The following is a 24,170-nucleotide window of genomic DNA, read 5'->3' on the forward strand; positions in this document are numbered from 1 at the left end:
ACCACCCCAGACCGTTCATCTGGACCAAGACCGCCGACGAAATCCTCGACAAGGTCGCTGCCTACTGCCACCGAATCTCCGACTCAGGACACTAGGAGCTGTCCTGGCGATCATGCTATGTCGATGGGTACGGACGATATGTCGATCGCGAGGTAGCCCGAGTCGGTTCCTGCGATGAGCAGTCCGCGGAGTTCCGTGAGTGTGTGGACCCGGTCTGCCAGAGGCAGCGTGTGTGCTGCTGTGTTAGCGGGGTTCCAGATCCGCACCGTTTGGTCGTCGCCGGCGGTGGCGAGGCGGGTGGTGCCGTCGGGCGCGGTGAACGCCGCCACCGCGTTCACCCTGCCGGTGTGGCCGGTCAGGTGCTCACCGACCTGGGCGCCGGTGGCAGGGTTCCAGATCCGCACCGCCCGGTCGTCGCTGGCGGTGGTGGCGAGGCGGGTGGTGCCGTCGGGCGCGGTGAACGCCGCCACCGCGTTCACCCTGCCGGTGTGGCCGGTCAAGGGCTGGCCGACTTGGGTGTCGGTAGCAGGGTCCCAGACTCGAACTGTCCGGTCGTCGCTGGTGGTGGCGAGGCGGGGGGTGCCGTCAGGTGCGGTGAACGCCGCAATCGCCGTTATGAACCTCGTGTGGCCTTTGAGTGCCAAGCCTTCCGGGGCGTGGGTGGCAGGATTCCAGATCCGCACTGCTTCGCTGTGGGTGGTGGTGGCGAGGCGGGGGGTGCCGTCGGGTGCGGTGAACGCCGCCACCGGCGTCGTCCAGCCGGTGGATCTGGCGAGGGGCTCGCCGTCCTGGGTGCCGGTGGCGGGGTTCCAGATCCGCACCGTCTGGTCGTTGCTGGTGGTGGCGAGGCGGGGGGTGCCGTCGGGCGCGGTGAACGCCGCCACAGCAGTCACATCGCTGGTGTGGCCGATCAGGGATTCGCCGTCCTGGGTGCCGGTGGCGGGGTCCCAGACCCGCACCGTCTGGTCCTCGCCGGCCGTGGCCAGGCGGGGAGTGCCATCGGGCGCGGTGAACGCCGCCACCGCCCTCACCGTGCCGGTATGGCCGACGTACGGCTCGCCGACCCGGGTAATGGTGGCGGGGCCCCAGACCCGTACCGTCTGGTCCTCGCCGGCGGTGGCCAGGCGGGGGGTGCCGTCGGGCGCGGTGAAGGTTGCCATTCTCACCCAGCCGAAATGGCCGGTCAGGAACTCCACGTCCTGGGTGCCGGTGGCGGGGTCCCAGATCCGCACTGTCTCTTCGTTGCTGGTGGTGGCCAGGCGGGGAGTGCCGTCGGGTGCGGTGAACGCCGTCATCGCATACACCCTGCCGGTGTGGCCGGCCAGGGGCTCGCCGACCTGGGCATGGGTGGTGGGGTCCCAGATCCGCATCGTCCCGTCGATGCCGGCGGTGGCCAGGCGGGGGGTGCCGTCGGGCGCGGTGAACGCCGCCACCGCCGCCACCTCGCCGGTGTGGCCGGTGAGGAACTCCACGACTTGGGTGCCGGTGGTGGGGTCCCAGATCCGCATCGTCCCGTCGCTGGCGGCGGTGGCCAGGCGGGGGGTGCCGTCGGGCGCGGTGAACGCCATCACCCCGTTGGTGTGGCCGGTGAGGAACTCCACGACTTGGGTGCCGGTGGTGGGGTCCCAGATCCGCATCGTCCTGCCGTTGCCGACGGTGGCGAGGCGGGGGGTGCCGTCGGGCGCGGTGAATGCCGCCACCGCCCTTATCCCGCCGGTGTCGCCGGTGAAGGGTGGGCCGTCCTGGATACCGGTGGCGGGGTTCCAGATCCTTACCGGCGCGACCAGGCCGGTGGTGGCGAGGCGGGGGGTGCCGTCGGGCGCGGTGAACGCCGTCACCGTATTCACCCAGCCGGTGTGGTCGACGAGGGGCTCACCGGCCTGTGTCCCGGTGGTGGGGTCCCAGACTCGCACCGTTCGGTCGTTGCCGACGGTGGCGAGGCGGGGGGTGCCGTCGGGCGCGGTGAACGCCTCAACCGCCCTTATCCCGCCGGTGTGGCCGGTGAGTTCGAGGTGGAGCTGGCGGCGGCGGACGGTGCCGGTGGTGAGGGTGGGGGGCCAGGTTTGGAGGCTGCTGTGGGTTTCAGGTGGAGGCGGGGTGCCTTGGATGTAGGTGGTGCCGAGTCGGCGCCACCATCGCCGCCAGGCGAGTGTGTCGTGGTCCGGTGGGTCGGTGTCGGTCTGCTGGGCGTGGTGCTGGAGGAGGATGGTGCCGGCGAGGGCGGGTGGCAGGTCGTTGGGGTCGAGGCTTCCGTGGAAGGCGTTGGTGATGATGGTGGTGAGGTCGAGGGTGTCGAGGACGTCGACGTGGTCGGCGAGGGTGTGCAGGGCTCCGGCGGTGTGGCCGAGGCGTGCGTGGGTGGTGAGGTGGCGGCGGGTGTAGGAGTTGACGTCCTGGGGCCGCGGGGTGGTGCCGTGGGACATGAGGGTTTGGTGGGTGTGGGCAGTGAGGGCGCGGGTGATGTGGGCGTGGGCGGTGGGGGTGTGGGCTGCGGTGGTGAAGTGTTCGGTGAAGGTGCGGTGTGCGAGGCGGTAGACGCTCTGGCCGCTTTCGTGGTCGAGGGCGAGGTAGGGGGCGGCGTCGCGGACCAGAGGGGCGATGGCGGCATGGGTGTCGCCCGCGTCGGGGGTGAGGGCGTCGGCGGCGGTGGCCCAGATGCCGTCCTGGTCGGGTAGGCCGCGGCCTTGGGCGAGGCCGAGGGCGCGCAGGAGGGGGGTGTAGCGGGCATCGGTGCGGTCAAGGCGCTGGAGGGCGTAGGTGAAGAGCTGGCGGTGGGTGCGGCCGATCAAGGGGGTGGGGTCGGTGAGGAGGTCGGGGTCGGCGAGGATTTCGTGGGCGGCGAGGCGGACGTAGAGGAAGTGCTGGGGTTCGGCGCTGCCGTGCTGGTTGTCGGTGACCAGGCGGTGCACGGCGTCGGCGATGGCCGCCTCGTCGGCGTGGAGGGTGCCGCGGCGTTTGGCGGCGTGGAGTTTGGCGTTCAGGTATCCGGCCAGGGCCTCCGGGTCCTGGGTGACCTCGACACGCTGCGGGCCGGCCGCTTGGGGGGTGCCGGTTGCGGCCGGGTGGGGGTGGAGGGCGTCGAGGAGGTCGGTGTCGGTCGGGGTGGGCTGGTCGGGGCCTTCGCGGGTGGAGCGGCGGGTGCCGACCATGATGCGGACCTGGGGGAGGGCGGCGAGGGGGCGCAGGATCTGGTCGGCGATGACGAGGGGTTGGTCGGCTTCGTCGAGGGCGTCGAGCAGCAGGGTCAGCGGCTTGTCGCGGGCGCGCAGTGCGGCCAGGAGGCGGGTGGTGAGATCGGCGGGGGGACGGCCTTCGGTGGCCTGCTGGGCGAGGTCGGGCAGGCCGGCTGCCGCTGCGATGAGGTGGAAGGTTCGGGCGGGGGTGAGGCCGGCGAGGTGAGCGGTGAGGTCGAAGGGGTCGTCGGGGCGGGGAGTGCCGGGCGGCAGAGGGGTGAGGTGGCCGTGGCGGGTGAGGATGTCGTATAGGCGGGTGTTGGTGTGCAGCAGGACGTGGCCCAGGAGCGCGGATTTGCCGGCGCCGGCGGGGCCGGTGACGATGAGGGTGCCGTGGGTGGCGGTGGCCAGCCAGCGCAGGATCTGGTCGCGTTGCAGGCTGCGGCCGTGGAAGTACCAGGCGAGTTCGCCGAGTTCGGCGCCGGATGCTTTGGGCAGGAAGTGGCGCTGTTCGTCGGCGGGGAGCTGGTCGATGACGGCTTGGAGTTCGGCGATCTGGTCCAAGGGAGCGGAGATCGCGGCCGCGGCGTTCGCGCTCTGGTTGACGAGTTGGTCGCGGTGGTCGTCGAGGGTGAGGTCGTCGACGAAGCCGCCCAGTTCGGTGGCCAGGTGGCGTCCGAGGGTGAGCAGGCCGATGGCGGGCTGGGCGGGGAAGGTGACGTGCAGGGCCCTGCGGAGGGCGCGGGTGAGGGTGCCGAGTTCGGCGGGGCCCTGGGCGGCGGTGGACAGCAGCAGGTAGCGGTCGGCGCCGCGGTGGTGGGTGAAGAGTTCGAGGTGGACTGCTCTGGCGAAGTCTTGGGAGAAGCAGGCGTCCAGGACGACGATCGCCCAGGTGTCGGCGTTGTCGGGGTGGAGCTGGCGGCTGCCGATGGCCTGCGCGATGTCGGCGGGTGTGACGCCGTTGGTGATCGGCGCGGGTGTGCGGTGGTGGGCGAGGTGGCCGGCGCTGCCGTGGCCGACCCAGTACAGCACCGTGTTCCGGCCGGGCGGGTGCGTCGGGTCGGACCAGAGGGCCAGACGGTCTTCGACGGCCTGCCGGTCGCGCTTGTCGGCCGGCACCGCCCACGCGGTGGTGCGCGCGCGGTAGGGGGCGAGGAGGTCGGCGATCTCCCGTACGTGCCGCTCGGTGTCCAGGTCGGGCAAGTAGGGGTGCTGGTAGGCGGTGAAGTTGACCGGGAACAGCTCGACGCCGCCCCCGGGAAGCGGTTCGGGCTCCTGGGGGCTGGTGTCGCCGTGGGTCGGGTGCGGCGGCGGGGCGGGGGTGTTGGGATCGGCCATGGCAGGTCAGTGGGTCTCAGGCGTCGGGTTCGGTGACGAGGACGAGCTGGGTGAGGGGGGTGTGGCGGCCAGTGTCCAGGACCACCCGGTACAGGTCCGGGACCTCAGCGGTGAAATGGGCCGACAGGGCGCCGTCGGCCCGCTCCGGGTCCCGGCGCAGGGTCATGGGGTGGCCGGGGCGGCCGGTGGTGGCGGAGTGCACGCTCAACGTGACGCCGGCCGGGGAGTCCAGGCCGGTGGCGGTGAGGGTGAGCGGCACCCCGAGGACTCCGCCGAGCTCGGGGGTCTGCAGGCCGGGTCCGGTGCCGTCACCGCCGAGGTGCACGCCTTGGGGGCGTTCCAGGGCGATGCGGCGGATCTGCCGCAGTACCTCGTCGTGGCGCATCAGGGTGCCGTGCTGGCCGTAGACGTAGGTGACGGCCTCGGTGCCGGTACGGGCGGAGGGCAGGTGGACGGTGCCGTCGCCGGAGGCGTCGCGGCGGGCCGGGATGCCGGTGGTCGGATCGCGGACCAGTTCGCCGTCCTCCTCGACGTCGAAGGCGTGCCGGCGACCCGCGACGACGGCCGCACCGCCCGCCCGCTGTTCTTCGAGGGTCTGGACGGTGGGCTGGGCCTCGCCGATGACCGCTCGGTGCCCCGGTAGGACGAACCCTTCCCAGCGATGGCGTGCGTGCCCGTCCAGGGAGCGGGCGGCCAGATCCGCATCGCCGCCGAACCGGGCTACGTCCGCTGGGGTCAGGCGCTCCACGTCCAGGCCCAGGTCCAGGCAGCGGTAGCCGGGCAGCAGGTCGTGAACGCCGGGCAAGGTCGCCGCCATCTCCTGCACCCGTCGCACCAACCGGTTCGGCTTCGCCTGAGCATGCAGAAGGTTCAGGGCCAAGACGGACTTCGCCGAACCGAGGAACGGCGTACCGACGGTGACCACGGCCCGGGTGTCGGCCGCGAGTTCCGGGTCCTGTTCCAGTGCGGCCCGCACCACCAGCCCGCCCATCGAGTGCGCCACGAATACCAGCCGCGGCCGGCTCCCGCCCGCCGCCGCCCATTCGGGTGCGGCGGCGACCCGCTGACGCCACCGCTCCAGATGCGCGTTGGCCGCGCGGGCCAGCAGCGCGCCGTTATAGGACACCGCCAGGCGCCAGTCGTAGGGGAAGGGCACCACCGCCTCCGGCGCCGTCGTGACCTGCCGCAGAGCCGTGACCGCGTCGGTGTAGGGGTCGAGACCCTCGAAGACGGGTAGCCACCACGGCCTGGCCAGTAGAGCGGTCGCCCGGACGCGGGTCAGCGGCGCCCGCCGGGCCGTGTCCGCATCAGCTTCCTGTTCCTGGGCCTCCGCGCGCAGGGCGGTGAACAGGGCGTCACCGCTCAGCGCACCGGTCAGCGTCGCGAGGTCGACACCCCACAGAGGGCGGCCCGTCGCCGCGTCCTCCAGGACACTGCCCATGATCCCCGGGACCACCACGCACGCATCCCGGGTCCGGTCGCCGAACACCGGCACCACCCCCGTGAACGCCGCCCCGCGCCCCCACCCGTCAGCCCCCACCATCCCCATGCCGTCCGACGATAGAGCAGCACACCCGTCCGAACCCGGGCTTCCACAAAGAATCCCGCCGTCCGGCCGCTCTGCGTTGCGGCGACTCCCTCGCCGGCTCGCCACCCGGGGAGCCGGCCCGAGGCGTTGACAGTGCTGTGGAATACAGGGGTGAGCTGACCAATGCCCAGTGGGAGCGGATCGAGCCGCTGCTGCCGGTGAGCAGCGGGCGGTGCGGGCGGTGGCGCGATCACCGGCAGGTGGTGAACGGGGTGCTGCACCGCATCCGCACCGGTGTTCCGTGGCGGGACCTCCCCGAGCGGTACGGCCCGTGGAAGACCGCGCACGAGAGGCACAGGCGCTGGTCGGCGGACGGTACGTGGCAACTGCTCCTGGAGCGGATCCAGGCCCAGGAGGACGCTTCCGGAAGCATCGACTGGGACATCTCGGTCGACTCGATGGTCGTACGCGCGCGCCACCATGCCGCAGGCGCCCGGCGCACTCCGCCGTCTGTACCAGGGACAGGCCGCACCGGCCGGGCCACGGTCGAGCGGCCGGCGGGAGGCGGCGGAGCTGCGGGCGAGGCGCTCGGCCGCTCGCGCGGCGGCTTCACAACTAAGATCCACCTGAGCGCCGACGGCCACTGCCGAATCCTCTTGCTGGTCATCACACCGGGGCAGCGCGCCGACTGCACCCAGTTCGAGCCGGTCATGGAAAAGATCCGCGTCCCGAGGCTCACCACTGGCAGACCTCGCACCACGCCGGACAGCGTCAGCGCCGACAAGGGCTACTCCAACCGACGTGCACGCCACTACCTGCGCAGACGCGGCATCCGGCACGTCATTCCGGAAAAGGCTGACCAAGCAGCCAACCGGAGCCGAAGCGGCAGTGCCGGTGGTCGGCCGCCAGGCTTCGACCACGACCGCTACAAGAAACGCAACACCGTCGAACGAGCGATCAACAGGCTCAAGGCTTTCCGCGCCGTCGCCGCGAGGTTCGACAAACGCGCCTACGTCTACCTTGGCACTATCACCGCGGCAGCCCTCATCATCTGGCTCCGCCCGTGATCGCCAGGACAGTGCCTAGCGGGAGCCTAGGCGGGCGGCGGCGAGCAGGGCCCGGCGAGGGCCACGGCGACCAGGGCGCGCAGGGCGGGGGCGGTCTGGGTGAGCGGGAGGGTCGACTCGTCCGCGAAGAGTTCGAGCAGCCAGCCGCCGGCCGGGTTGCTGCCGCCGGCGGCGGCCATCGCCCGGTAGCCGGAGACCACCATGACCGCCTCCTCGGCGGCGTCGTTGCCGGGCGTGCCGACCCGCAGGGTGAAGGAGCCGCCGGTGACGGCGCGCGAGGTGAGGGGGTAGTGGCGGAGGTCGAAGACCGCGTCGGGGGCCTCGATCTGGGCCCGCTGGGTCTGGGCCCGGGCGGAGGCCGGGCCGCCGGTCATCCGGTAGACCGCGTGCCGGGCGGTGCGCATCAGGCAGGAGCCGGGCGGGACGTAGGAGATCCACCAGCCGACGGCGTTGAGCAGCCGGGAGGCGGTCTCGGCGACCAGCGCGAGCCGCCCGAGGGTGTCGGCCGGGTGCGTCGGGCCGCCCTGGTCGAGCGAGCCGAGGACGGCGGCGAGCAGCTGCCCGGGGTCGGCGCTGTGCGCGGCGCCGCGGAAGCGGCGGCGCTCCCCGCCGGTCCGCCCGGCGGGGGCCTTGCGCTGCTGCTGCGGGTCGGCGGCGTCGGCGAGCAGCACCGTCGGGTCGGGGGCGTACGCGGGGCCGTGGCTGCGGCCGGCCACCACGGGGTGGGCGGCCCGCCCGGCCTTGGCCCGGTACTGGGCGGCGTCGGCGAGCCGGAACAGCCGGTCGGGGGTGGTGACCGGGCCGATCGAGTCGCCGGTGGAGGCGATGCCGCAGGCGACGCCCTCACCGTCGGTCAACTCCAGGGCGCGGACGCAGAGTTCCTCGGCGACGGCGACCACCTCGTCGGCCGACTGGCCCTCGGCGAGCAGGCAGAACTCGTCGCCGCCGAGCCGGGCGGCCAGGCTGCCGGGGAGCTTCGCGGCGGACAGCGAGAGCTGGTGGGCGAAGCGTTCGAGCAGGCGGTCGCCCATCTCGTGGCCGAGCTGGTCGTTGACCCGCTTGAGCCCGTTGACGTCGCAGACCACCAGGGAGACCACCGCGCCGTCCCGGGTGTGGGCCTTGAGCGCCTCGTCGAGGCGGGCGTCGACGGCGCGGCGGTTGGCCAGGCCGGTGAGTGCGTCGGTGAAGGCGAGGCGGCGCAGGTCGGCGACCCGCTCGGTCTGGGCCAGCCCGGCCGAGACCTGGGCGGCCAGCAGGGTGGCGTACTCGGCGTCCGGGTCGGTGAAGACCGGCATGCCGGTGCCGCGGGCCAGGTAGAGCTCGCCCCAGGCCTGGCCGTGCAGGACGATCGGCGCGACCAGGCAGCAGCCGCGCCCGCGCCGCCGCAGTCCGGCCGCGCGCTGGCGGCAGAAGGCGCCGGAGCCGGGGGGCCGGTGGCCGGTGTGCGGGCCGACGTCCTCGGCGGTCTGGATCCAGGCGCGCGGCAGCCGGCCGGTGCTCCAGTGCTCCTCCAGGTAGGTGACGATCTCCGGGAAGTCGGCGACGGGGTACGACTCGTCCTCGGGCAACTCCTCCTCGCCGGGGGCGAGTTCGCCGTGGTTGACCAGCACCCGCAGCCGCCCGGACTCGCGGTCCCAGACCGAGACGGCGGCCATCGTGGCGCCGAGCGCGGAGACGGCCCGGGCGGCGGCGGCCCGGACCGCCTCCAGCGGGGTCAGCGCGCCCGCCATGTCCTGGGCGAGTTCCACCACGGCCTGCAGCCGCAGGTCGGGGGCCGCCGCCTCGAACGAGGCCTGCTCGTCCATGGTCGCCTCGCTCACCGTTGACCTCTCCCTACCCGTGGGGCACTTCTACCCAGACTAGGGCGGTACGCACCGTTTGCGCCCGAGGCTCGAACCTCAGTCGGCGGCGGGCACCCGGGTGAGCAGCCAGGGCTCGACCAGGCCGAGGCCGCGGACCGGGCGGCGCCACATCGGCTGGAGGTGGAAGCGGTGGCCCGGGCCGGGCGCGGTCTCGGGCAGGTGCGCGGTGCCGTTCTGTTCGAGCGCGGCGGCGAGTTCGCCGTCGACCAGGACGGCGTCCTTGGGGGCGATCGAGGTGAGCCGGGAGGCCAGGTTGACGGTGGTGCCGAAGACGTCGCCCATCCGCGAGGTGACGGTGCCGAAGGCCATGCCGACCCGCAGCGCGGGCATGTTGTCCTCCTTGGCGAGCGTCTCGACCAGGGAGAGGGCGATCTCGGCGACGGTGGCCGGGTCCTCGGAGACGAACAGGATCTCGTCGCCGAGCGTCTTGACCACCCGGCCGCCCTGCCCGGCGATCAGGTCGGAGCAGGTGTTCTCGAAGCCCTCGACGAGTTCGCCGAGCTCCTCCTCCTCCAGCCGGCGGGAGAGCCGGGTGAAGCCGACCAGGTCGGCGAAGGCGACGGCGAGCCGCCCGGAGGTGACCTCGTGGTCCTCGGCGGAGGCGACCACCCGGCCGGTGACGGCGGCGAGCTGGCGGCGCCAGACGTACACCAGGAACTGCTCCAGCTCGGGCAGCAGCAGCTCGACCAGCGGGTAGGCGACGTCGGAGCGGGTCATCCCGGGTTCGACGGGCTGGGTGAGGTTGTCCAGGAAGGTGTCCATCTGCCAGCCGGCCAGCCGGGCGGTGGTCTGGCCGGTGGAGCGGGCGACCTGGATCGCCATCGGTTCGCTGAGCAGCCCGGACTCGATCAGGCCGGCCAGCCGGCGCAGCGCGATCACGTCGTTGTCGGTGAGGGCGCGGGACTGGCCGATGTCGGGGAAGCCCATGGCGCGCCAGAACCGGGTGGCGAGGTCCATCGGGACCTCCGCGGCGCGGGCGGCCTGGTACGGGGTGTACTTGCGCGGCGCGTCGAGGATCAGCCGCTCCAGGTCGGTGGCGACGGTGGTCTCGTCCGTCGCGCCGTTGCCGGAGCCCGTCGTGGCGCCGCCGTTGTCTGTCACCGGTCCGTCCCCGTGCGGCCAGCCGCACTTGTGTCTTGCCGTCCTTGAGGTGCGGGCACGCGACCACCGCGGGGGTAGTGGCGAGCCTCACACCGCTGCCAGGTGGAATGTTCGCACGGAATCGCGTAATCCGGAGCATCCGCCCGGCAGCCGGGCGGACGGTCCCGCAGGGTGAGACCGCCGCGCCCGGCCCCGGCTCAACCCCGCGGGCGCACGTGCACCACGTCCCCGGCGGCCACCGGGTGCCGGACCCCGTCGGGGGTGCGGACCACCAGGCGGCCGTCGCCGTCCACCGCGACGGCCTCGCCGAGCAGTTCGCGCTCCCCGGGCAGCTGGACCCTCACCGGCCGGTTCAGCGTGGTGCAGCGGGCGGTGTACGCGGGCAGCAGGCCGCTGGCGTGCGGGTCGCCGGCGGCGGCCGTCCACTCGCCGTACAGCTCGGCGAACTCGCGCAGCACGCCGCGCAGCAGGGTCGACCGGTCGGTGGTGCCGGCGCCGGCCAGCGCCAGCGAGGTCGCGGTGGGGACGGGCAGCTCGTCCGCGCGCAGCGAGACGTTCAGGCCGATCCCGGCGACCACCGCGCCGCCGGACAGCTCGGTGAGGATGCCGCCGAGCTTGCGCTCCCGCCCGTCGACGACGGTCTGCAGGTCGTTGGGCCACTTCAGGCCGGTGCGCAGGTCGGCGACCCGGTCGAGGGTGGCGGAGACCGCGGTGCCGACCAGGATCGGCAGCCAGCCGTAGCGCTCCGCCGGCACCCCCCGCGGGCGCAGCAGCACCGACAGGAACAGCCCGGAGCGGGCCGGGGCGGTCCAGCGGCGGTCCAGCCGGCCGCGGCCGGCGTGCTGCGACTCGGCGACCAGGACGGCGCCCTCGGGCGCGCCCGCCGCGGCCCGGGCGGCGAGGTCGGCGTTGGTGGAGCCGGTCTCGCTCACCACATCGAGTGAGGTCCACAGCGCCCCGGGACGCACCAGGTCGAGCCGCAGGGCCCGCTCGTCCAGCGGCGGACGCTCCAGGTCGGTCCACGGGGAGGGGCCGTCGTGGCCGAAGCCGCGCAGGCCGGAGCGGCGGGGGCGAGGGCGGTCGGGAGTGGTCACCGGGCCAGCCTAGATCGGTTCCGGGACGACGCACGCCGCATCATCGTCCCGCAGAACGGGCAGGGGGAGCGATGTGTCGATGGCCATAACCCCGCGCCCGCCCGCGCTGGTTACGCTACTGCACGGTAGACCGCAGCGCCGCCCTGCCCGCAACCCTCACGCGCCGGGCCGGCGGCCGAGGACGCAGGGAGAGCCACCGGACATGACCCAGGCACCGCAGGACCCGCACACCACCGCCGGGAAGCTCGCCGACCTGCGCCGGCGGATCGACGAGGCGGTGCACTCCGGCTCGGCCGCGGCCGTGGAGAAGCAGCACGCCAAGGGCAAGCTGACGGCCCGTGAGCGGATCGCGGAGCTGCTGGACGAGGACTCCTTCGTGGAGTTCGACGAGTTCGCCCGGCACCGCTCCACCAACTTCGGCCAGGAGAAGAACCGCCCGTACGGCGACGGCGTGGTGACCGGCTACGGCACCGTGGACGGCCGCCAGGTCGCGGTGTTCGCCCAGGACTTCACGGTCTTCGGCGGCTCGCTCGGCGAGGTGTTCGGCGAGAAGATCGTCAAGGTGATGGACTTCGCGCTGAAGACCGGCTGTCCGATGATCGGGATCAACGACTCCGGCGGCGCCCGGATCCAGGAGGGCGTGGTCTCGCTCGGCCTGTACGGCGAGATCTTCCGGCGCAACGTGCACGCCTCCGGCGTGATCCCGCAGATCTCGCTGATCATGGGCCCGTGCGCGGGCGGCGCGGTCTACTCCCCCGCGGTGACCGACTTCGTGGTGATGGCCGACCAGACCTCGCACATGTTCATCACCGGGCCGGACGTGATCAGGACGGTCACCGGCGAGAGCGTCGACATGGAGGAGCTGGGCGGCGCCCGCACCCACAACACCAAGTCCGGCAACGCGCACTACCTGGCCGCCGACGAGAAGGAGGCCGTCGAGTACGTCAAGAGCCTGCTCTCGTACCTGCCCTCCAACAACCTCTCCGACCCGCCGGCCTACCCCGAGCGGGCCGACCTGGAGATCACCGCGGCGGACCTCGAACTCGACACCATCGTCCCGGACTCGGCGAACCAGCCGTACGACATCCGCCGGGTGATCGAGCACGTCCTGGACGACGGCGACTTCCTGGAGGTCCAGCCGCTGTACGCGGGCAACATCGTGATCGGCTTCGGCCGGGTCGAGGGCCACCCGGTCGGCGTGGTCGGCAACCAGCCGATGGACCTGGCCGGCTGCCTGGACATCGCCGCCAGCGAGAAGGCCGCCCGCTTCGTGCGCACCTGCGACGCCTTCAACATCCCGGTGCTGACCTTCGTCGACGTGCCCGGCTTCCTGCCCGGCACCGGCCAGGAGTGGGACGGCATCATCCGGCGCGGCGCCAAGCTGATCTTCGCCTACGCGGAGGCCACCGTGCCGCTGATCACCGTCATCACCCGCAAGGCGTTCGGCGGCGCGTACGACGTGATGGGCTCCAAGCACCTGGGCGCCGACATCAACCTGGCCTGGCCGACCGCCCAGATCGCCGTGATGGGCGCGCAGGGCGCGGTCAACATCCTGCACCGCCGCGAGATCGCCGCCGCCGAGGCCGAGGGCCTCGGCGAGGAGCGCCGCGCCGAACTCCTCGCCTCCTACGAGGACACCCTGCTCAACCCGTACCTGGCCGCCGAGCGCGGCTACGTCGACGCGGTCATCGCCCCCAGCGAGACCCGGCGGCACATCGTCCGCGGCCTGCGGGCGCTGCGCGGCAAGCGGGAGTCGCTGCCGCCCAAGAAGCACGGCAACATCCCGCTCTGACCACCGAAGGGAAACCCGCGCGATGAGCCCCATTCAGGTGCTGCACGGCCAGCCGACCCCCGAGGAGCTGGCCACCGTCCTGGCGGTGGTCCAATCCCGGGCCGCGACCGGGGCCGCCGCCGCCCCGGCCGCCGGCCCGGCCACCGCCTGGACCACCCGCACCCCCCGCCCCCTGCCCGCCCCGGGCCCGCACGCCTGGCGCACCAGCCTCTGGCCCCGGTGAACCGGGGCGCCGGGCGCGGCGGAGTGAGTACGGATACTCAGGCGCCGCGCCCGGCGCGCGTTGCAGGGTGGTGGGGTGCTCTGGTCAGACCCCCGCGACGAGCCGTCGCAAGAGGCCCGCGAGGTGCTGTGCCGGCTGCGGCGGACGGCGCTGGTGCTCGCGCTGCTGGCGCTCGCGGGGGCGGCCCTGGTGCTGCTGTAGGGGGGCCGGTGCCGTGGCGGGGCGGTACTAGGCTGGGGCCATGACCGCTCGCCGCCCGCTGGTTCTCGCGTCCGCCTCCCCCGCCCGGCTGGGCCTGCTGCGGCAGGCGGGCCTCGACCCGCTGGTGCGGGTGAGCGGGGTGGACGAGGACGCGCTGAGCGCCGCGACGCCGGGCGAGCTGGCGCTGGTGCTGGCGGTGGCCAAGGCGGAGAAGGTCGCGGGCGAGCTGGCCGCCGAGCCGGGCGAGCCGCCGCTGGTGGTCGGGTGCGACTCGGTGCTGGAGCTGGACGGCGCCGCGCTGGGCAAGCCGGCCGACCCGGCGGAGGCGCTGGCGCGCTGGCGGTCGATGCGCGGGCGCGCGGGCGTGCTGCGCACCGGCCACTGCGTGATCGACACCGCGACCGGGCGGCGGGCGGCCGAGACCGCCTCCACCACCGTCCGGTTCGGGACGCCGGACGACGCCGAGGTCGCCGCGTACGTCGCCTCCGGCGAACCGCTGCACGTGGCCGGGGCGTTCACCCTGGACGGCCGGTCGGCACCGTTCGTGGAGGGGATCGACGGCGACCCCGGCAACGTGATCGGCCTGTCGCTGCCGCTGCTGCGCCGCCTGCTCGCCGAGCTGGACGTGCGGATCACCGACCTCTGGGCCTGAGCGGCCGCCGACCCGTCGGACCGCCGGCCCGTCAACCCGTCGCGGGGGCGTGCCGGCCCAGGTAGGCGAGCACGTCGGGCAGCGCGCCGTCCTGGAGCAGCAGGGCGCCGTGGCGGGAGCCCGGGTAGATCCTGAGCTGCTTGTCCTCGCCGGCGGAGGCGTCGTAGAGGGTCTGCGCGCTGGCGTCGAACGGGGAGTCGCCCCGTTCGGCGGCGAAGTAGGTCGGCGCCTTGACCGCCTTGACCGCGAGCGCCGCGTTGAACAGCGGGTACACCTCGGGCGAGCTGAGCGAGACCACGGCCTTCACCGGCAGCGGGTTGTCGTCGAGCCGGGCGGCGACCAGCGAGGCGGCGGCGCCCTTGGAGGCGCCGACCAGGGCGACCGCGCCGACGCCCTTGCCCCGGTAGTACCGTTCGGCGGCCTTGATGCCCTCGGTGACGTCACCCGTGCAGGTGAAGGCGAAGACCGCGTAGCCGGCCCGGGTGAACGCGTCGAGGGCCGGCACCCACTCGCAGAGCGAGCCGTCGGCCTGGTGCGAGAAGACCACGCCGACCCGGGCCCGTCCGGCGTCGGAGTCCCGGTAGTAGGCGTCCAGGTCGGTGCCGCCGGCGGTGCCGGCGTCGAGGGTGAGGGCGCCCTCGGCGGCCTGGTCCCGGGTGAGGCAGCCGTAGGTGCGGGCGGTGGCGCCGGGCGCCGGGTCGGCCTTCCCGCCCCCGTCGCCGCCGGAGCCGGAGCAGGCGGTGAGCAGCAGCGCGGTCGCGGCCAGCGCGGTGGACAGCATGGGACGCTTCACGTTTCCCCCGTGAATCGTGCGAGTGGTGCGCGGTCGCTGCGACGGTAGGGAGCGGCCCGATCCGGGTCAATGGTCTGAACCATTCCGTTATCCCGGGGCCGGAACCGGAGCACTCCGGTCCGCTTCCCGGGTGCGGAATCGGACAGAACCGGGCCCGTACATCTGTTGCAGAGTTCCACCCCCTCCCCCGCCGGGCGCCGTTAGGCTGACGCAGCCGGACCGGAAAGGGGCGACGAGGAGCGGAAGATGACCGATGGGATGCTCAACGTCGTTCTGGGACTGGTCGCTTCGGCGATCAGTGCCGGGCTGGGCTGGCTGGCCCAGTCGCTGCGCCGGCGGCGCCGGCTGGAACGGCAGCGGGCGTTCTTCGGCCTGCCGGCCGGCGGCGAGGCGCTGCTGGTGGTCAACCGCCAGGCGTCGGCGCCGGACCCGATGAGCGTGGCGCGCGACGACGCGTACGCCCTGATGGAGCTGGCCGCGCTGGTGCGCGAGTGCGGGGCCCGCGCCACCCTGGCCGGGCACGACGAGGTCCGGCAGGGGCTGGGCGACAAGGCCGAGTTCTGCGTGGGCGGGCCGGCCGGCAACCGGCGGACCGCGGCCCACCTGGCGTCCTGGCTGCCGGGCGTGTCGTTCGCCGAACCGCCCGCCGGGGCCGGGCACCCGGTGCACACCCTGCGGGTCGGCCCGCGGGAGTTCCGGTTCCTGACCTCCACCGAGCAGCCAGGCCAGCGGGCGTACGCGCTGCTGGCCCGGGTGCACCTGCGCGAGGGCGGCCGTCCGGTGTTCGTGATAGCCGGGCAGACCGCGGTCTCCAACCGGGCCGCGGTCCGCTACCTGGCCGCGCACCACCGCGCGCTGGCCCGCGAGCACGGCCGGGACGGCGCGTTCGCGGTGGTGCTCCGGGTGGTGAACGCCCGGGCCTACGGGCCGGACGTGGTGGAGTTCGAGGCGGACGTGACGGGCGCGGCGGCCACCCGCCCGGAACCGGCGGCGGCCTGAGCCGAGCCCCGGTGTGGCGAAGACCACCCCGGCCCGCCGGGTGCTCCGGCCCTCCGGCGCACCACCGCCCCGGGCCCGCTGCCTGCGGCGCGCCGCCAACGGCCGCCGCCCGTACGGGAGTACGGCAACCGAGCGTGTGAGCACGCTCACCACCAGGGACTACTCGCCGGTAGCACCCTCCAATCCATAGACTCGACGAGGTTCGAGAAGGGAGCCACAGTGCGCAAGGTGCTCATCGCCAACCGCGGAGAAATCGCCGTCCGCGTCGCCCGGGCCTGCCGGGACGCGGGTATCGCCAGCGTCGCCGTGTACGCGGAGCCTGACCGGGACGCGCTGCACGTCCGGGCCGCCGACGAGGCGTACGCGCTGGGCGGCGACACCCCCGCCACCAGCTACCTCGACATCGCCAAGGTGCTCAAGGCCGCCGCCGACTCGGGCGCGGACGCGATCCACCCCGGGTACGGCTTCCTGTCGGAGAACGCCGAGTTCGCGCAGGCCGTCCTCGACGCCGGCCTGACCTGGATCGGCCCGCCGCCGCAGGCCATCCGCGACCTGGGCGACAAGGTCACCGCCCGGCACGTCGCCCAGCGCGCCGGCGCCCCGCTGGTGGCCGGCACCGCCGACCCGGTCTCCGGCGCCGACGAGGTCGTCGCGTTCGCCACCGAGCACGGCCTGCCGGTCGCCATCAAGGCGGCGTTCGGCGGCGGCGGCCGCGGCCTGAAGGTCGCCCGCACGCTGGAGGAGATCCCCGAGCTGTACGACTCGGCGGTCCGCGAGGCGGTCGCCGCGTTCGGCCGCGGCGAGTGCTTCGTCGAGCAGTACCTCGACAAGCCGCGGCACGTCGAGACCCAGTGCCTGGCCGACCAGCACGGCAACGTCGTGGTGGTCTCCACCCGCGACTGCTCGCTCCAGCGCCGGCACCAGAAGCTGGTCGAGGAGGCCCCCGCGCCGTTCCTCACCCCCGAGCAGAACGCCGAGCTGTACCGCGCCTCCAAGGCGATCCTGCGCGAGGCGGGCTACGTCGGCGCCGGCACCTGCGAGTTCCTGGTCTCCCAGGACGGCCTGATCTCCTTCCTGGAGGTCAACACCCGCCTCCAGGTCGAGCACCCGGTCTCCGAGGAGGTCACCGGCCTCGACCTGGTCCGCGAGATGTTCCGGATCGCCGACGGCGAGGAGCTCGGCTACGACGACCCCGAGGTCCGCGGCCACTCCTTCGAGTTCCGGATCAACGGCGAGGACCCGGGCCGCGGCTTCCTGCCCGCCCCCGGCACCGTCACGCTGTTCGCCCCGCCGTCCGGTCCGGGCGTCCGGCTCGACGCCGGCGTCGAGTCCGGCTCGGTGATCGGCCCCGCCTGGGACTCCCTGCTGGCCAAGCTGATCGTCTCGGGCGCCGACCGCAAGCAGGCCCTCCAGCGCGCCAAGCGCGCCCTGGAGGAGTTCAAGGTCGAGGGCATGGCCACCGCCATCCCGTTCCACCAGGTCGTGGTGACCGACCCGGCGTTCGCCCCCGAGGTGCACGGCTCGGACGGCCCGTTCACGGTCTTCACCCGGTGGATCGAGACCGAGTTCGACAACACCATCGCGCCGTTCGCGGGCGCGGGCCCCGACGGCGAGGAGCCCGAGGGCCGCGAGACCGTGGTGGTCGAGGTCGGCGGCAAGCGGATCGAGGTCTCGCTGCCGTCCTCGCTCGGCGTCGCCGCGGCCCCGGCCGCCGGTGCGGGCGCGGCCAAGGCCAAGCGCCGGGTCGGCGCCAAGAAGGCCGCCGCGGCGGTCTCCGGCGACACCCTGGCCTCGCCGATGCAGGGCACCATCGTCAAGGTCGCCGTCGAGGAGGGCCAGGTGGTCGCCGCGGGCGAGCTGATCGTGGTCCTGGAGGCCATGAAGATGGAGCAGCCGCTGAACGCCCACAAGGCGGGCACGATCGTCGGCCTCAAGGCCGAGGTCGGCGGCTCGGTCTCCAGCGGCGCCGCGCTCTGCGAGATCAAGGACGTCTGACCCGCCGACAGCACCGACGGCACCCTCCGAGGGGGCGGGAGTCTCAGGACTCCCGCCCCTCCGGGCTGTCCGGGCCCTCCGGGCTGCCCGGCTCCTCCGGGCTATCCGGCCGCGCCGAGCACCAGTTCCTCGACGCCGCACAGGAAGCCCGCCATCTGCGCGCGGCTCAGCAGCGCGCCGTCCGCCACCATCCGCAGCTCGACCGCTCCGGGCAACGCCACCACGTCGACCGCGACGGACACCCCCGGGCGGGCCGGGAAGTCGTCCGGGAAGCTCAACTCCCGCTCCCCCGCACCCCCCTGGCCCGGCGCGTCGGCCATCAGCGCGGCCAGCGGGTCCCGGGTGTCGTTCCAGAACACCGAGTGGTCGGCCAACTCGACGCCCGCCGCCCGCAGTCCGTCCAGGTCCGCGTCCAGCCGCGGCTTGTCGTAGCCGGAGTGCCGGTAGGCGGTGAGCGCCGGGCCGTGGGCGCGGCGGACCGTCTCGGCGAAGTCCGCGGCGATCTCCGGCAGGTGGAACAGGCCCTCCTGGGCGAGCGTGGTGACGGCCTCGGCGGCCTGCTCGGTGAACCGGTTGCCGACCACCACCTGGCACAGGAACTCGCGCTGCCCGCCCAGCCGCCCCAGCTCGGTCGCGGCGGCGGCCAGCAGCACCGTGGCGTCGCCGGTGCGCAGCCGGGCGGCGGCCTCCGGGAGGGCGACGGCCAGCGCCGGGGAGCGCAGCACCGCGTACGGGAAGGTCCGCTCCGGGTCGGGCGCGGCGGCCGGGCGGGGCAGCAGGGCGCGCGGGCCGGCGGTCAGCTTCTCCCGCCAGTGCCGGCGGGCGGCGGCGTCCCGGCGGCGGCCGCGCGCGGTGGCCTGCTCGGCGGCCTCCTCCAGCGGCTGGGCGAACTCCCGCTCGGCGCGCAGGTCCCGGGCGCTGCGCCCGGCGGCCAGCAGCATCAGGTCGCGGACGGTGCGGCGCATCCCCCAGCCGTCCGAGGCGGTGTGCGAGAGCACCAGGACGGTCTGCCGGACCAGGCCGTCGACCAGCACCAGGCCGATCCGCACCGGCCACTCGCGGGCCGGGTCGAAGGGCCGCCGGGCGTACTCGGCGAGCAGTTCCCCGGCCGCGGCGGCGGCCCGCTCGGGCGTCTCCCGGTGCAGCAGCGCCACCGGGAGGGTGCCGTCGGCGTCCACCAGCTGGACCAGGTCGCCGTCCTCCTCGACCAGCCGGGTGCGCAACGCGTCGTGCAGGTGCAGCAGTTCGGTGTAGGCGCGGAGCACCACGGCCGGCTCCGCGCCGGGCTCGACGGGGGCGGCCAGCCGCAGGTTGTAGCGGGGCGCCTCGGTGCCGAGCCGGACCAGGGCGGAGTGGATGGCGCGCTGTCCCCAGGTCGCGGGGCCGCGCCCGCCGCGCGCCTCACGCACCGTCAGTTCTGTTGTGCGGTCGAGTGTTTCGCTCGCTGCGTCCATGGGCGCAGACGCTACAAGCGGGTCGGCCGCGGCGGCCAGGGATCGGCCGCGGGCGGGCCGGAACCGGTCAGTGCGGCCGTCCGCGGCGGGGGTGGCGCTCCGGTGCCGGCGTGACCGGTGCCCCGTGCGGCGGGGCCGGTGCGCCCCGCTCAGCGGATCCGTTCGGCCAGCCGGGCGGCGGGCGGCAGGGCGCCGCCGTGCGGCGCTCCACCGTGCGGGGCGGGGCGGCGCTGGCCGGGCAGCGGGCTGCCGGGGGCCAGGCCGGGCTGCGGCGGGACCGGGCGGCGGGCGGGCTGCTGGTGCCCGGCGGTCTCGGCGGTCAGGCCGAGCGAGGCCACCGAGACCTGCACCCCGCAGTCGGCGAGCGCGTGCTGCTCGCGGGAGGTGAGGTCCTCCAGCAGGGTGCGCTCGTCGGTGACCAGCCGGGTGATCGCCTCGGTGGCGACGGTCTGGAACATGCTGTCCGCGCCGAGCTTGGTGTGGTCGGCCAGCACGATCACCTCGTTGGCGGCCTGCACCAGCGCCCGGTCCACCGAGGCGGAGAGCATGTTGGCGGTGGACAGGCCGCGTTCGGCGGTCAGGCCGCTGCCGGAGATGAAGGCCTTGGTGACCCGCAGCCCGGCCAGCGACTGCTCGGCGCCGCTGCCCACCAGGGCGTAGTTGGAGCCGCGCAGGGTGCCGCCGGTCATCACCACCTCCACCCGGTTGGCGTGCGCCAGCGCCTGGGCGACCAGCAGCGAGTTGGTGACCACCGTCAGGCCGGGCACCCGGGCCAGCCGGCGGGCCAGCTCCTGGGTGGTCGTCCCGGCGCCGACCACGATGGCGTCGCCCTCCTCGACCAGGTCCGCGGCGAGGTCGGCGATGGCGCTCTTCTCGGCGGTGGCGAGGTGGGTCTTCTGCGGGTAGCCCGGGTCCCGGCTGAACCCGCCGGGCAGCACCGCGCCGCCGTGTCGGCGGTCGAGCAGCCCTTCGGACTCCAGCGCCCGGACGTCCCGGCGCACGGTGACTTCGGAGGTCTGGACGACGCGGGCCAGCTCACGGAGCGACACGGCTCCGTTGGCGCGCACCATCTCTAGGATCAACTGGCGACGTTCTGCTGCAAACACAGGACCGACGGTAACCCGAGTGACCGTCTGCTTTCAGGCGTTTGCACCTGGTAACGGGATTTGCTCACCTCGGAACGGCGCACGACCGTACAATGCGCGCTCCTCCGCCCGGGTGAGCCGGACGGTGCGCGCCCGGCTCACTCCCGCGGCCCCCCGCGCTCCTGGTCGCCCCGGGCCACCGGGGCCCGCGGGCGGCCCGCGGACGTCAGGAGCCGGCGCCCTCGCGCTTGCGGATGTGCAGCTGGCGGGCCGCCTCGGCGGTCGAACCGGACAGCGACGGGTACACCGTGAAGGCGCTCGCGACCTGCTCCACCGTCAGGTTGTTGTCCACCGCCAGCGAGATCGAGTGGATCAGCTCGGAGGCGCGCGGGGCGACCACCACGCCGCCGACCACGATGCCGGTGCCGGGGCGGGCGAACAGCTTCACGAAGCCGTCCCGGATGCCCTGCATCTTGGCCCGCGGGTTGCCGCGCAGCGGGAGCTTGACCTCGACGGCGTCCATCTTCCCGCAGGACACGTCGGCGTGGGTGTAGCCGACGGTGGCGATCTCCGGGTCGGTGAACACGTTGGAGGCGACGGTCTTCAGGTTCAGCGGCTGCACCGCGTCGCCGAGCGCGTGGTACATCGCGATCCGGCCCTGCATGGCGGCCACCGAGGCCAGCATGAAGACGCCGGTGCAGTCGCCGGCCGCGTACACGCCGGGGGCGGAGGTGCGGGAGACCCGGTCCACCTTGATCTGGCCCCAGTCGTTGACCGCGACGCCGGCCTCCTCCAGGCCCAGGTCCGCGGTGTTGGGGATCGAGCCGACCGCCATCAGGCAGTGCGTGCCGGTGATCACCTTGCCGTCGGCGAGGGTCACCTCGACCCGGTCGCCCACCCGCTTGGCGCTCTCGGCCCGGGAGCGGCTCATCACGTTCATGCCGCGGCGGCGGAACACGTCCTCCAGCACCTCGGCCGCGTCCGGGTCCTCGCCCGGGAGCACCCGGTCGCGCGAGGAGACCAGCGTGACGTTCGAGCCGAGCGCCTGGTACGCACCGGCGAACTCGGCGCCGGTGACGCCGGAGCCGACCACGATCAGCTCGCGCGGCAGCTCCTCCAGGTCGTACACCTGCGTCCAGGCCAGGATCCGCTCGCCGTCCGGCTGCGCGTCGGGCAGCTCGCGCGGGCGGACGCCGGTGGCGATCAGCACCGCGTCGGCGCGCACCGACTCGGTGCCGCCGTCGGCCAGTTCGACCAGCACCTCGCGGGAGCCGTCGATCGCCTGGCCGCCGCCGCCCAGCCGGCCGCGACCGCGCAGCACGGTGACGCCGGCCCGGGTGACCGCCTGGGTGATGTCGTGCGACTGGGCGATCGCCAGCCGCTTGACGCGCCGGTTGACCTTGCCGAGGTCGACGCCGACCACCCGGGCCGGGTCGGCCGGGTCCGCCGTGCCGTCCGCGACCAGGATGCCCAGTTCCTCGTAGGAGCTGTCGAAGCTGGTCATCACCTCGGCGGTGGCGATCAGCGTCTTGGACGGCACGCAGTCCGTCAGCACCGCCGATCCGCCCAGACCGTCGCGGTCGACGACGGTCACCTCCGCGCCGAGCTGGGCGGCCACGAGGGCCGCCTCGTATCCGCCTGGTCCGCCACCGATGATCACGATCCGAGTCACGTGCCCCATTCTCCCGCATGCCGGAACCGATTCCACGCCGGGGCCGTTGTTGTTCCCCTCTCACTCGCCTCCCGGCCGCCTTCCGGCCGTCTCCCGCCCTCCCTCCCGTCCCCTCCGCCTCCCGTCCCCCGCCCGCCTCACGGGATCGGCCGGTCCGCCAGACCGGAGGCCCCCACCGACGGCCCGCCGGACACCGTGCGGGCGCCCTCGCCGGTCCCAGGTGCTGCCGTCGGTCTGCGCGCCGCGACGATCGCGCCGGTGGGCGTCGGGTTGCCGCCGCCGGCCGTGGTGACCGCGACCGCGAGCAGCACCGCCGCCACGGCCGGTCCGCCCACCGCCACCGGTGGTCGTCGCACCGGGACGCCCCCGTCCGGCGCGCACCCCGCCCCCGGTCCGGCGGGTCCGCCCGCGGGGCCCCCTCCACCGCGGGCCCGCCCCCGGCGCGCAGCCCGGCGGGCCGTCCGGCTCCCGTAGGCTGGCGCCATGTCGCTCTACGCCGCCTACGCCACCAACCTCGACGCCCGGCAGATGTCCCGCCGTGCCCCGCACTCCCCGCTGCGCGGCACCGGCTGGCTGCCCGGCTGGCGGCTGACCTTCGGCGGTGAACAGCTCGGCTGGGAGGGCTCGCTGGCCACCGTGGTGGAGGACGAGAAGGAGCAGGTCTTCGTCTCGCTCTACGACGTCGCCCCGATGGACGAGGAGGGCCTGGACCGCTGGGAGGGCGTGCAGCTCGGCATCTACCGCAAGGTGAAGCTGCGGGCCCAGACCCTGGACGGCGAGGTCGCGGTCTGGACGTACGTGCTCAACGACTACGAGGGCGGACTGCCGGCCGCCCGCTACCTGGGCCTGATCGCGGACGCGGCGGAGAGCGCCGGCGCCCCCGACGACTACGTCCTGGACCTGCGCCGCCGGCCCTGCTGAGGCCGTCCGCCTCCCGCACCGCCGCTTTTCCCGTTCCCGCCCTCCCCTTGCCCCGCGCTTTCCCCGCCGTCCCCCAGCTTTCTCCCCGGCTTTCTCCCGGGTGCTTTCCCTCCCCCGCTCCGTACTTTCCTCCCGGTCGACGTCCCCGGCCGGGGAGGAATCCTGTCGTTCCACGCAATCCGGGTAACGATCCGGCATGCCCTGGGCGTGCTGTCTACGCGCGTAGGCAGATGTGACCTATCCTCGACCGTGTGAACGCATCTCCTCAGACGGTCGTCTCCGCCGACCCCTACGCCGCTGCCCGGGCCGCCGCCGACCGGCTGCGCGAACTCACCGGCGCCGAGCGCCACGACGTCGCCCTGGTGATGGGCTCCGGCTGGGTGCCGGCCGCCGACGCCCTGGGCGAGACACTCGCGGAATTCCCGGTCACCGACCTGCCCGGCTTCCCCGCCCCCGCGGTGGCCGGCCACGCCGGGACCATCCGCTCGGTGCGGATTCCCGGCGGCGGCGAGCGCCGCGCACTGGTCTTCCTCGGCCGCAACCACTACTACGAGGGCCACGGCGTGGCCACCGTGGTGCACGGCGTGCGCACCGCCGCCGCGGCCGGCTGCCGCACCGTCGTGCTCACCAACGGCTGCGGCGGCCTGCGCCAGGGCTGGGTCCCCGGGCAGCCCGTGCTGATCAGCGACCACATCAACCTGACCGCGGACTCCCCGATCGTCGGCGCCAACTTCGTCGACCTCACCGACCTGTACTCCAAGCGCCTGCGCGCCCTGTGCCGCGAGGTCGACCCGACCCTCGACGAGGCCGTGTACGTGCAGTTCCGCGGCCCGCACTACGAGACCCCGGCCGAGGTCAACATGGCCCGGGTGATCGGCGGCGAACTGGTCGGCATGTCCACCACCCTGGAGGCCATCGCCGCCCGCGAGGCCGGCGCCGAGGTGCTCGGCATCTCGCTGGTCACCAACCTGGCCGCGGGCATCACCGGCGAACCCCTCAACCACGCCGAGGTGCTGGAGGCCGGCCGGGCCTCCGCCGAGCGGATGGGCACCCTGCTGGCGAAGGTCCTGGAGCGGATCTGACACCCCGGCGGGAGCCCGACTCCCGCCCCGCACGGCAGTTCTGACGGAGAATCGGGAACCGTGACGGCGAGCAGCACACGACGGCGGACCGGCCCCGACCCCACGGGACCGGTCCGCCGTCGCGGCTCCGGCACCGCA

General features: G+C 74.1%; 18 protein-coding genes and 1 pseudogene. 9 read left to right on the forward strand and 10 right to left on the reverse strand.

Annotated elements, in window-relative coordinates; translation table 11 throughout:
* Positions 1-110: 110 nt before the first annotated feature.
* Together ACIP60_RS22195 and ACIP60_RS22200 are read right to left on the reverse strand one after the other, a co-directional pair.
* Positions 111-4,511, reverse strand: coding sequence for an AAA family ATPase (locus ACIP60_RS22195; protein WP_400687036.1), 4,401 nt, complete (start codon positions 4,509-4,511; stop codon positions 111-113).
* A gap of 16 nt (positions 4,512-4,527) precedes the next feature.
* Complete coding sequence (locus ACIP60_RS22200; protein ID WP_400687038.1) at positions 4,528-6,060, reverse strand: esterase/lipase family protein; 1,533 nt, start codon at positions 6,058-6,060, stop codon at positions 4,528-4,530.
* 137 nt (positions 6,061-6,197) lie between these two features.
* Between ACIP60_RS22200 and ACIP60_RS22205 the strand changes: the two genes are divergently transcribed.
* Entirely contained in the window at positions 6,198-7,106 is a 909-nt protein-coding gene (locus ACIP60_RS22205) for an IS5 family transposase (RefSeq protein WP_400687040.1), read from the forward strand.
* 584 nt (positions 7,107-7,690) lie between these two features.
* Here ACIP60_RS22205 and ACIP60_RS22210 read toward each other — a convergent pair.
* The 3 genes and pseudogenes from ACIP60_RS22210 to ACIP60_RS22220 all read right to left on the reverse strand — a co-directional run.
* Positions 7,691-8,836 (reverse strand): annotated as a pseudogene (locus tag ACIP60_RS22210) (diguanylate cyclase domain-containing protein); the annotation flags it as partial.
* Positions 8,837-9,004: 168 nt separating this feature from the next.
* Positions 9,005-10,069: an adenylate/guanylate cyclase domain-containing protein gene (locus ACIP60_RS22215; protein WP_400687042.1), complete on the reverse strand. Its 1,065-nt coding sequence runs from the start codon at positions 10,067-10,069 to the stop codon at positions 9,005-9,007.
* A 197-nt stretch (positions 10,070-10,266) separates the two neighbouring features.
* Positions 10,267-11,163, reverse strand: a complete 897-nt coding sequence (locus ACIP60_RS22220) for a biotin--[acetyl-CoA-carboxylase] ligase (RefSeq protein WP_400687044.1) — start codon at positions 11,161-11,163, stop codon at positions 10,267-10,269.
* Between the two features lie 202 nt (positions 11,164-11,365).
* Here ACIP60_RS22220 and ACIP60_RS22225 point away from each other — a divergent pair, with 202 nt between their 5' ends.
* From ACIP60_RS22225 to ACIP60_RS22240, 4 genes are all read left to right on the forward strand, one after another.
* Positions 11,366-12,955, forward strand: coding sequence for an acyl-CoA carboxylase subunit beta (locus ACIP60_RS22225; RefSeq protein WP_400687046.1), 1,590 nt, complete (start codon positions 11,366-11,368; stop codon positions 12,953-12,955).
* A 22-nt stretch (positions 12,956-12,977) separates the two neighbouring features.
* Positions 12,978-13,178, forward strand: a complete 201-nt coding sequence (locus ACIP60_RS22230; RefSeq protein WP_100837966.1) for an acyl-CoA carboxylase subunit epsilon — start codon at positions 12,978-12,980, stop codon at positions 13,176-13,178.
* Between the two features lie 75 nt (positions 13,179-13,253).
* Positions 13,254-13,379, forward strand: coding sequence for a morphogenic membrane protein MmpB (gene mmpB, locus ACIP60_RS22235; RefSeq protein WP_255410785.1), 126 nt, complete (start codon positions 13,254-13,256; stop codon positions 13,377-13,379).
* Positions 13,380-13,419: 40 nt separating this feature from the next.
* The gene (locus ACIP60_RS22240) at positions 13,420-14,031 is read left to right on the forward strand and encodes a Maf family protein (RefSeq protein ID WP_400687049.1); all 612 of its coding nucleotides are present in this window, start codon (positions 13,420-13,422) and stop codon (positions 14,029-14,031) included.
* 31 nt (positions 14,032-14,062) lie between these two features.
* On the opposite strand, the gene ACIP60_RS22245 is transcribed toward ACIP60_RS22240, so the two are convergent.
* Positions 14,063-14,824 (reverse strand): alpha/beta hydrolase family protein, encoded by a 762-nt coding sequence (locus ACIP60_RS22245; protein WP_400687051.1) that lies wholly within the window; start codon positions 14,822-14,824, stop codon positions 14,063-14,065.
* 246 nt (positions 14,825-15,070) lie between these two features.
* Here ACIP60_RS22245 and ACIP60_RS22250 point away from each other — a divergent pair, with 246 nt between their 5' ends.
* Complete coding sequence (locus ACIP60_RS22250; RefSeq protein ID WP_100837963.1) at positions 15,071-15,823, forward strand: hypothetical protein; 753 nt, start codon at positions 15,071-15,073, stop codon at positions 15,821-15,823.
* A 219-nt stretch (positions 15,824-16,042) separates the two neighbouring features.
* Positions 16,043-17,818 carry an acetyl/propionyl/methylcrotonyl-CoA carboxylase subunit alpha gene (locus ACIP60_RS22255; RefSeq protein WP_400687053.1) on the forward strand — a complete coding sequence of 592 codons (1,776 nt, stop codon included), beginning with the start codon at positions 16,043-16,045 and terminating at the stop codon, positions 17,816-17,818.
* A gap of 101 nt (positions 17,819-17,919) precedes the next feature.
* Here ACIP60_RS22255 and ACIP60_RS22260 read toward each other — a convergent pair whose 3' ends face one another.
* The 4 genes from ACIP60_RS22260 to ACIP60_RS22275 all read right to left on the reverse strand — a co-directional run bounded on the left by ACIP60_RS22260 (position 17,920) and on the right by ACIP60_RS22275 (position 22,385).
* The gene (locus ACIP60_RS22260; protein WP_400687055.1) at positions 17,920-19,272 is read right to left on the reverse strand and encodes a condensation domain-containing protein; all 1,353 of its coding nucleotides are present in this window, start codon (positions 19,270-19,272) and stop codon (positions 17,920-17,922) included.
* A gap of 149 nt (positions 19,273-19,421) precedes the next feature.
* Complete coding sequence (locus ACIP60_RS22265; RefSeq protein WP_400687570.1) at positions 19,422-20,342, reverse strand: DeoR/GlpR family DNA-binding transcription regulator; 921 nt, start codon at positions 20,340-20,342, stop codon at positions 19,422-19,424.
* A gap of 241 nt (positions 20,343-20,583) precedes the next feature.
* Entirely contained in the window at positions 20,584-22,038 is a 1,455-nt protein-coding gene (locus tag ACIP60_RS22270; protein ID WP_400687057.1) for an NAD(P)H-quinone dehydrogenase, read from the reverse strand.
* Positions 22,039-22,166: 128 nt separating this feature from the next.
* Complete coding sequence (locus ACIP60_RS22275) at positions 22,167-22,385, reverse strand: hypothetical protein (RefSeq protein ID WP_400687059.1); 219 nt, start codon at positions 22,383-22,385, stop codon at positions 22,167-22,169.
* A gap of 127 nt (positions 22,386-22,512) precedes the next feature.
* Between ACIP60_RS22275 and ACIP60_RS22280 the strand changes: the two genes are divergently transcribed.
* Both ACIP60_RS22280 and ACIP60_RS22285 read left to right on the forward strand, forming a co-directional pair.
* Positions 22,513-22,950: a gamma-glutamylcyclotransferase gene (locus ACIP60_RS22280; RefSeq protein ID WP_014136114.1), complete on the forward strand. Its 438-nt coding sequence runs from the start codon at positions 22,513-22,515 to the stop codon at positions 22,948-22,950.
* Positions 22,951-23,201: 251 nt separating this feature from the next.
* The gene (locus ACIP60_RS22285; RefSeq protein WP_111556946.1) at positions 23,202-24,032 is read left to right on the forward strand and encodes a purine-nucleoside phosphorylase; all 831 of its coding nucleotides are present in this window, start codon (positions 23,202-23,204) and stop codon (positions 24,030-24,032) included.
* The last annotated feature ends 138 nt before the right edge of the window (positions 24,033-24,170 follow it).

It is taken from the genome of Kitasatospora sp. NPDC088783, from assembly GCF_044750705.1.
GTDB classification, from domain to species: Bacteria; Actinomycetota; Actinomycetes; order Streptomycetales; family Streptomycetaceae; genus Kitasatospora; species Kitasatospora fiedleri.

Bases quoted from the DNA above. Each gene is read 5' to 3' on its own strand.
- ACIP60_RS22195 (WP_400687036.1), bottom strand. From the start codon at position 4,511: ATGGCCGATCCCAACACCCCCGCCCCGCCGCCGCACCCGACCCACGGC.
- ACIP60_RS22200 (WP_400687038.1), bottom strand. From the start codon at position 6,060: ATGGGGATGGTGGGGGCTGACGGGTGGGGGCGCGGGGCGGCGTTCACG.
- ACIP60_RS22225 (WP_400687046.1), top strand. From the start codon at position 11,366: ATGACCCAGGCACCGCAGGACCCGCACACCACCGCCGGGAAGCTCGCC.
- ACIP60_RS22230 (WP_100837966.1), top strand. From the start codon at position 12,978: ATGAGCCCCATTCAGGTGCTGCACGGCCAGCCGACCCCCGAGGAGCTG.
- ACIP60_RS22240 (WP_400687049.1), top strand. From the start codon at position 13,420: ATGACCGCTCGCCGCCCGCTGGTTCTCGCGTCCGCCTCCCCCGCCCGG.
- ACIP60_RS22250 (WP_100837963.1), top strand. From the start codon at position 15,071: ATGACCGATGGGATGCTCAACGTCGTTCTGGGACTGGTCGCTTCGGCG.
- ACIP60_RS22260 (WP_400687055.1), bottom strand. From the start codon at position 19,272: ATGGACGCAGCGAGCGAAACACTCGACCGCACAACAGAACTGACGGTG.
- ACIP60_RS22265 (WP_400687570.1), bottom strand. From the start codon at position 20,342: ATGGTGCGCGCCAACGGAGCCGTGTCGCTCCGTGAGCTGGCCCGCGTC.
- ACIP60_RS22270 (WP_400687057.1), bottom strand. From the start codon at position 22,038: ATGGGGCACGTGACTCGGATCGTGATCATCGGTGGCGGACCAGGCGGA.
- ACIP60_RS22280 (WP_014136114.1), top strand. From the start codon at position 22,513: ATGTCGCTCTACGCCGCCTACGCCACCAACCTCGACGCCCGGCAGATG.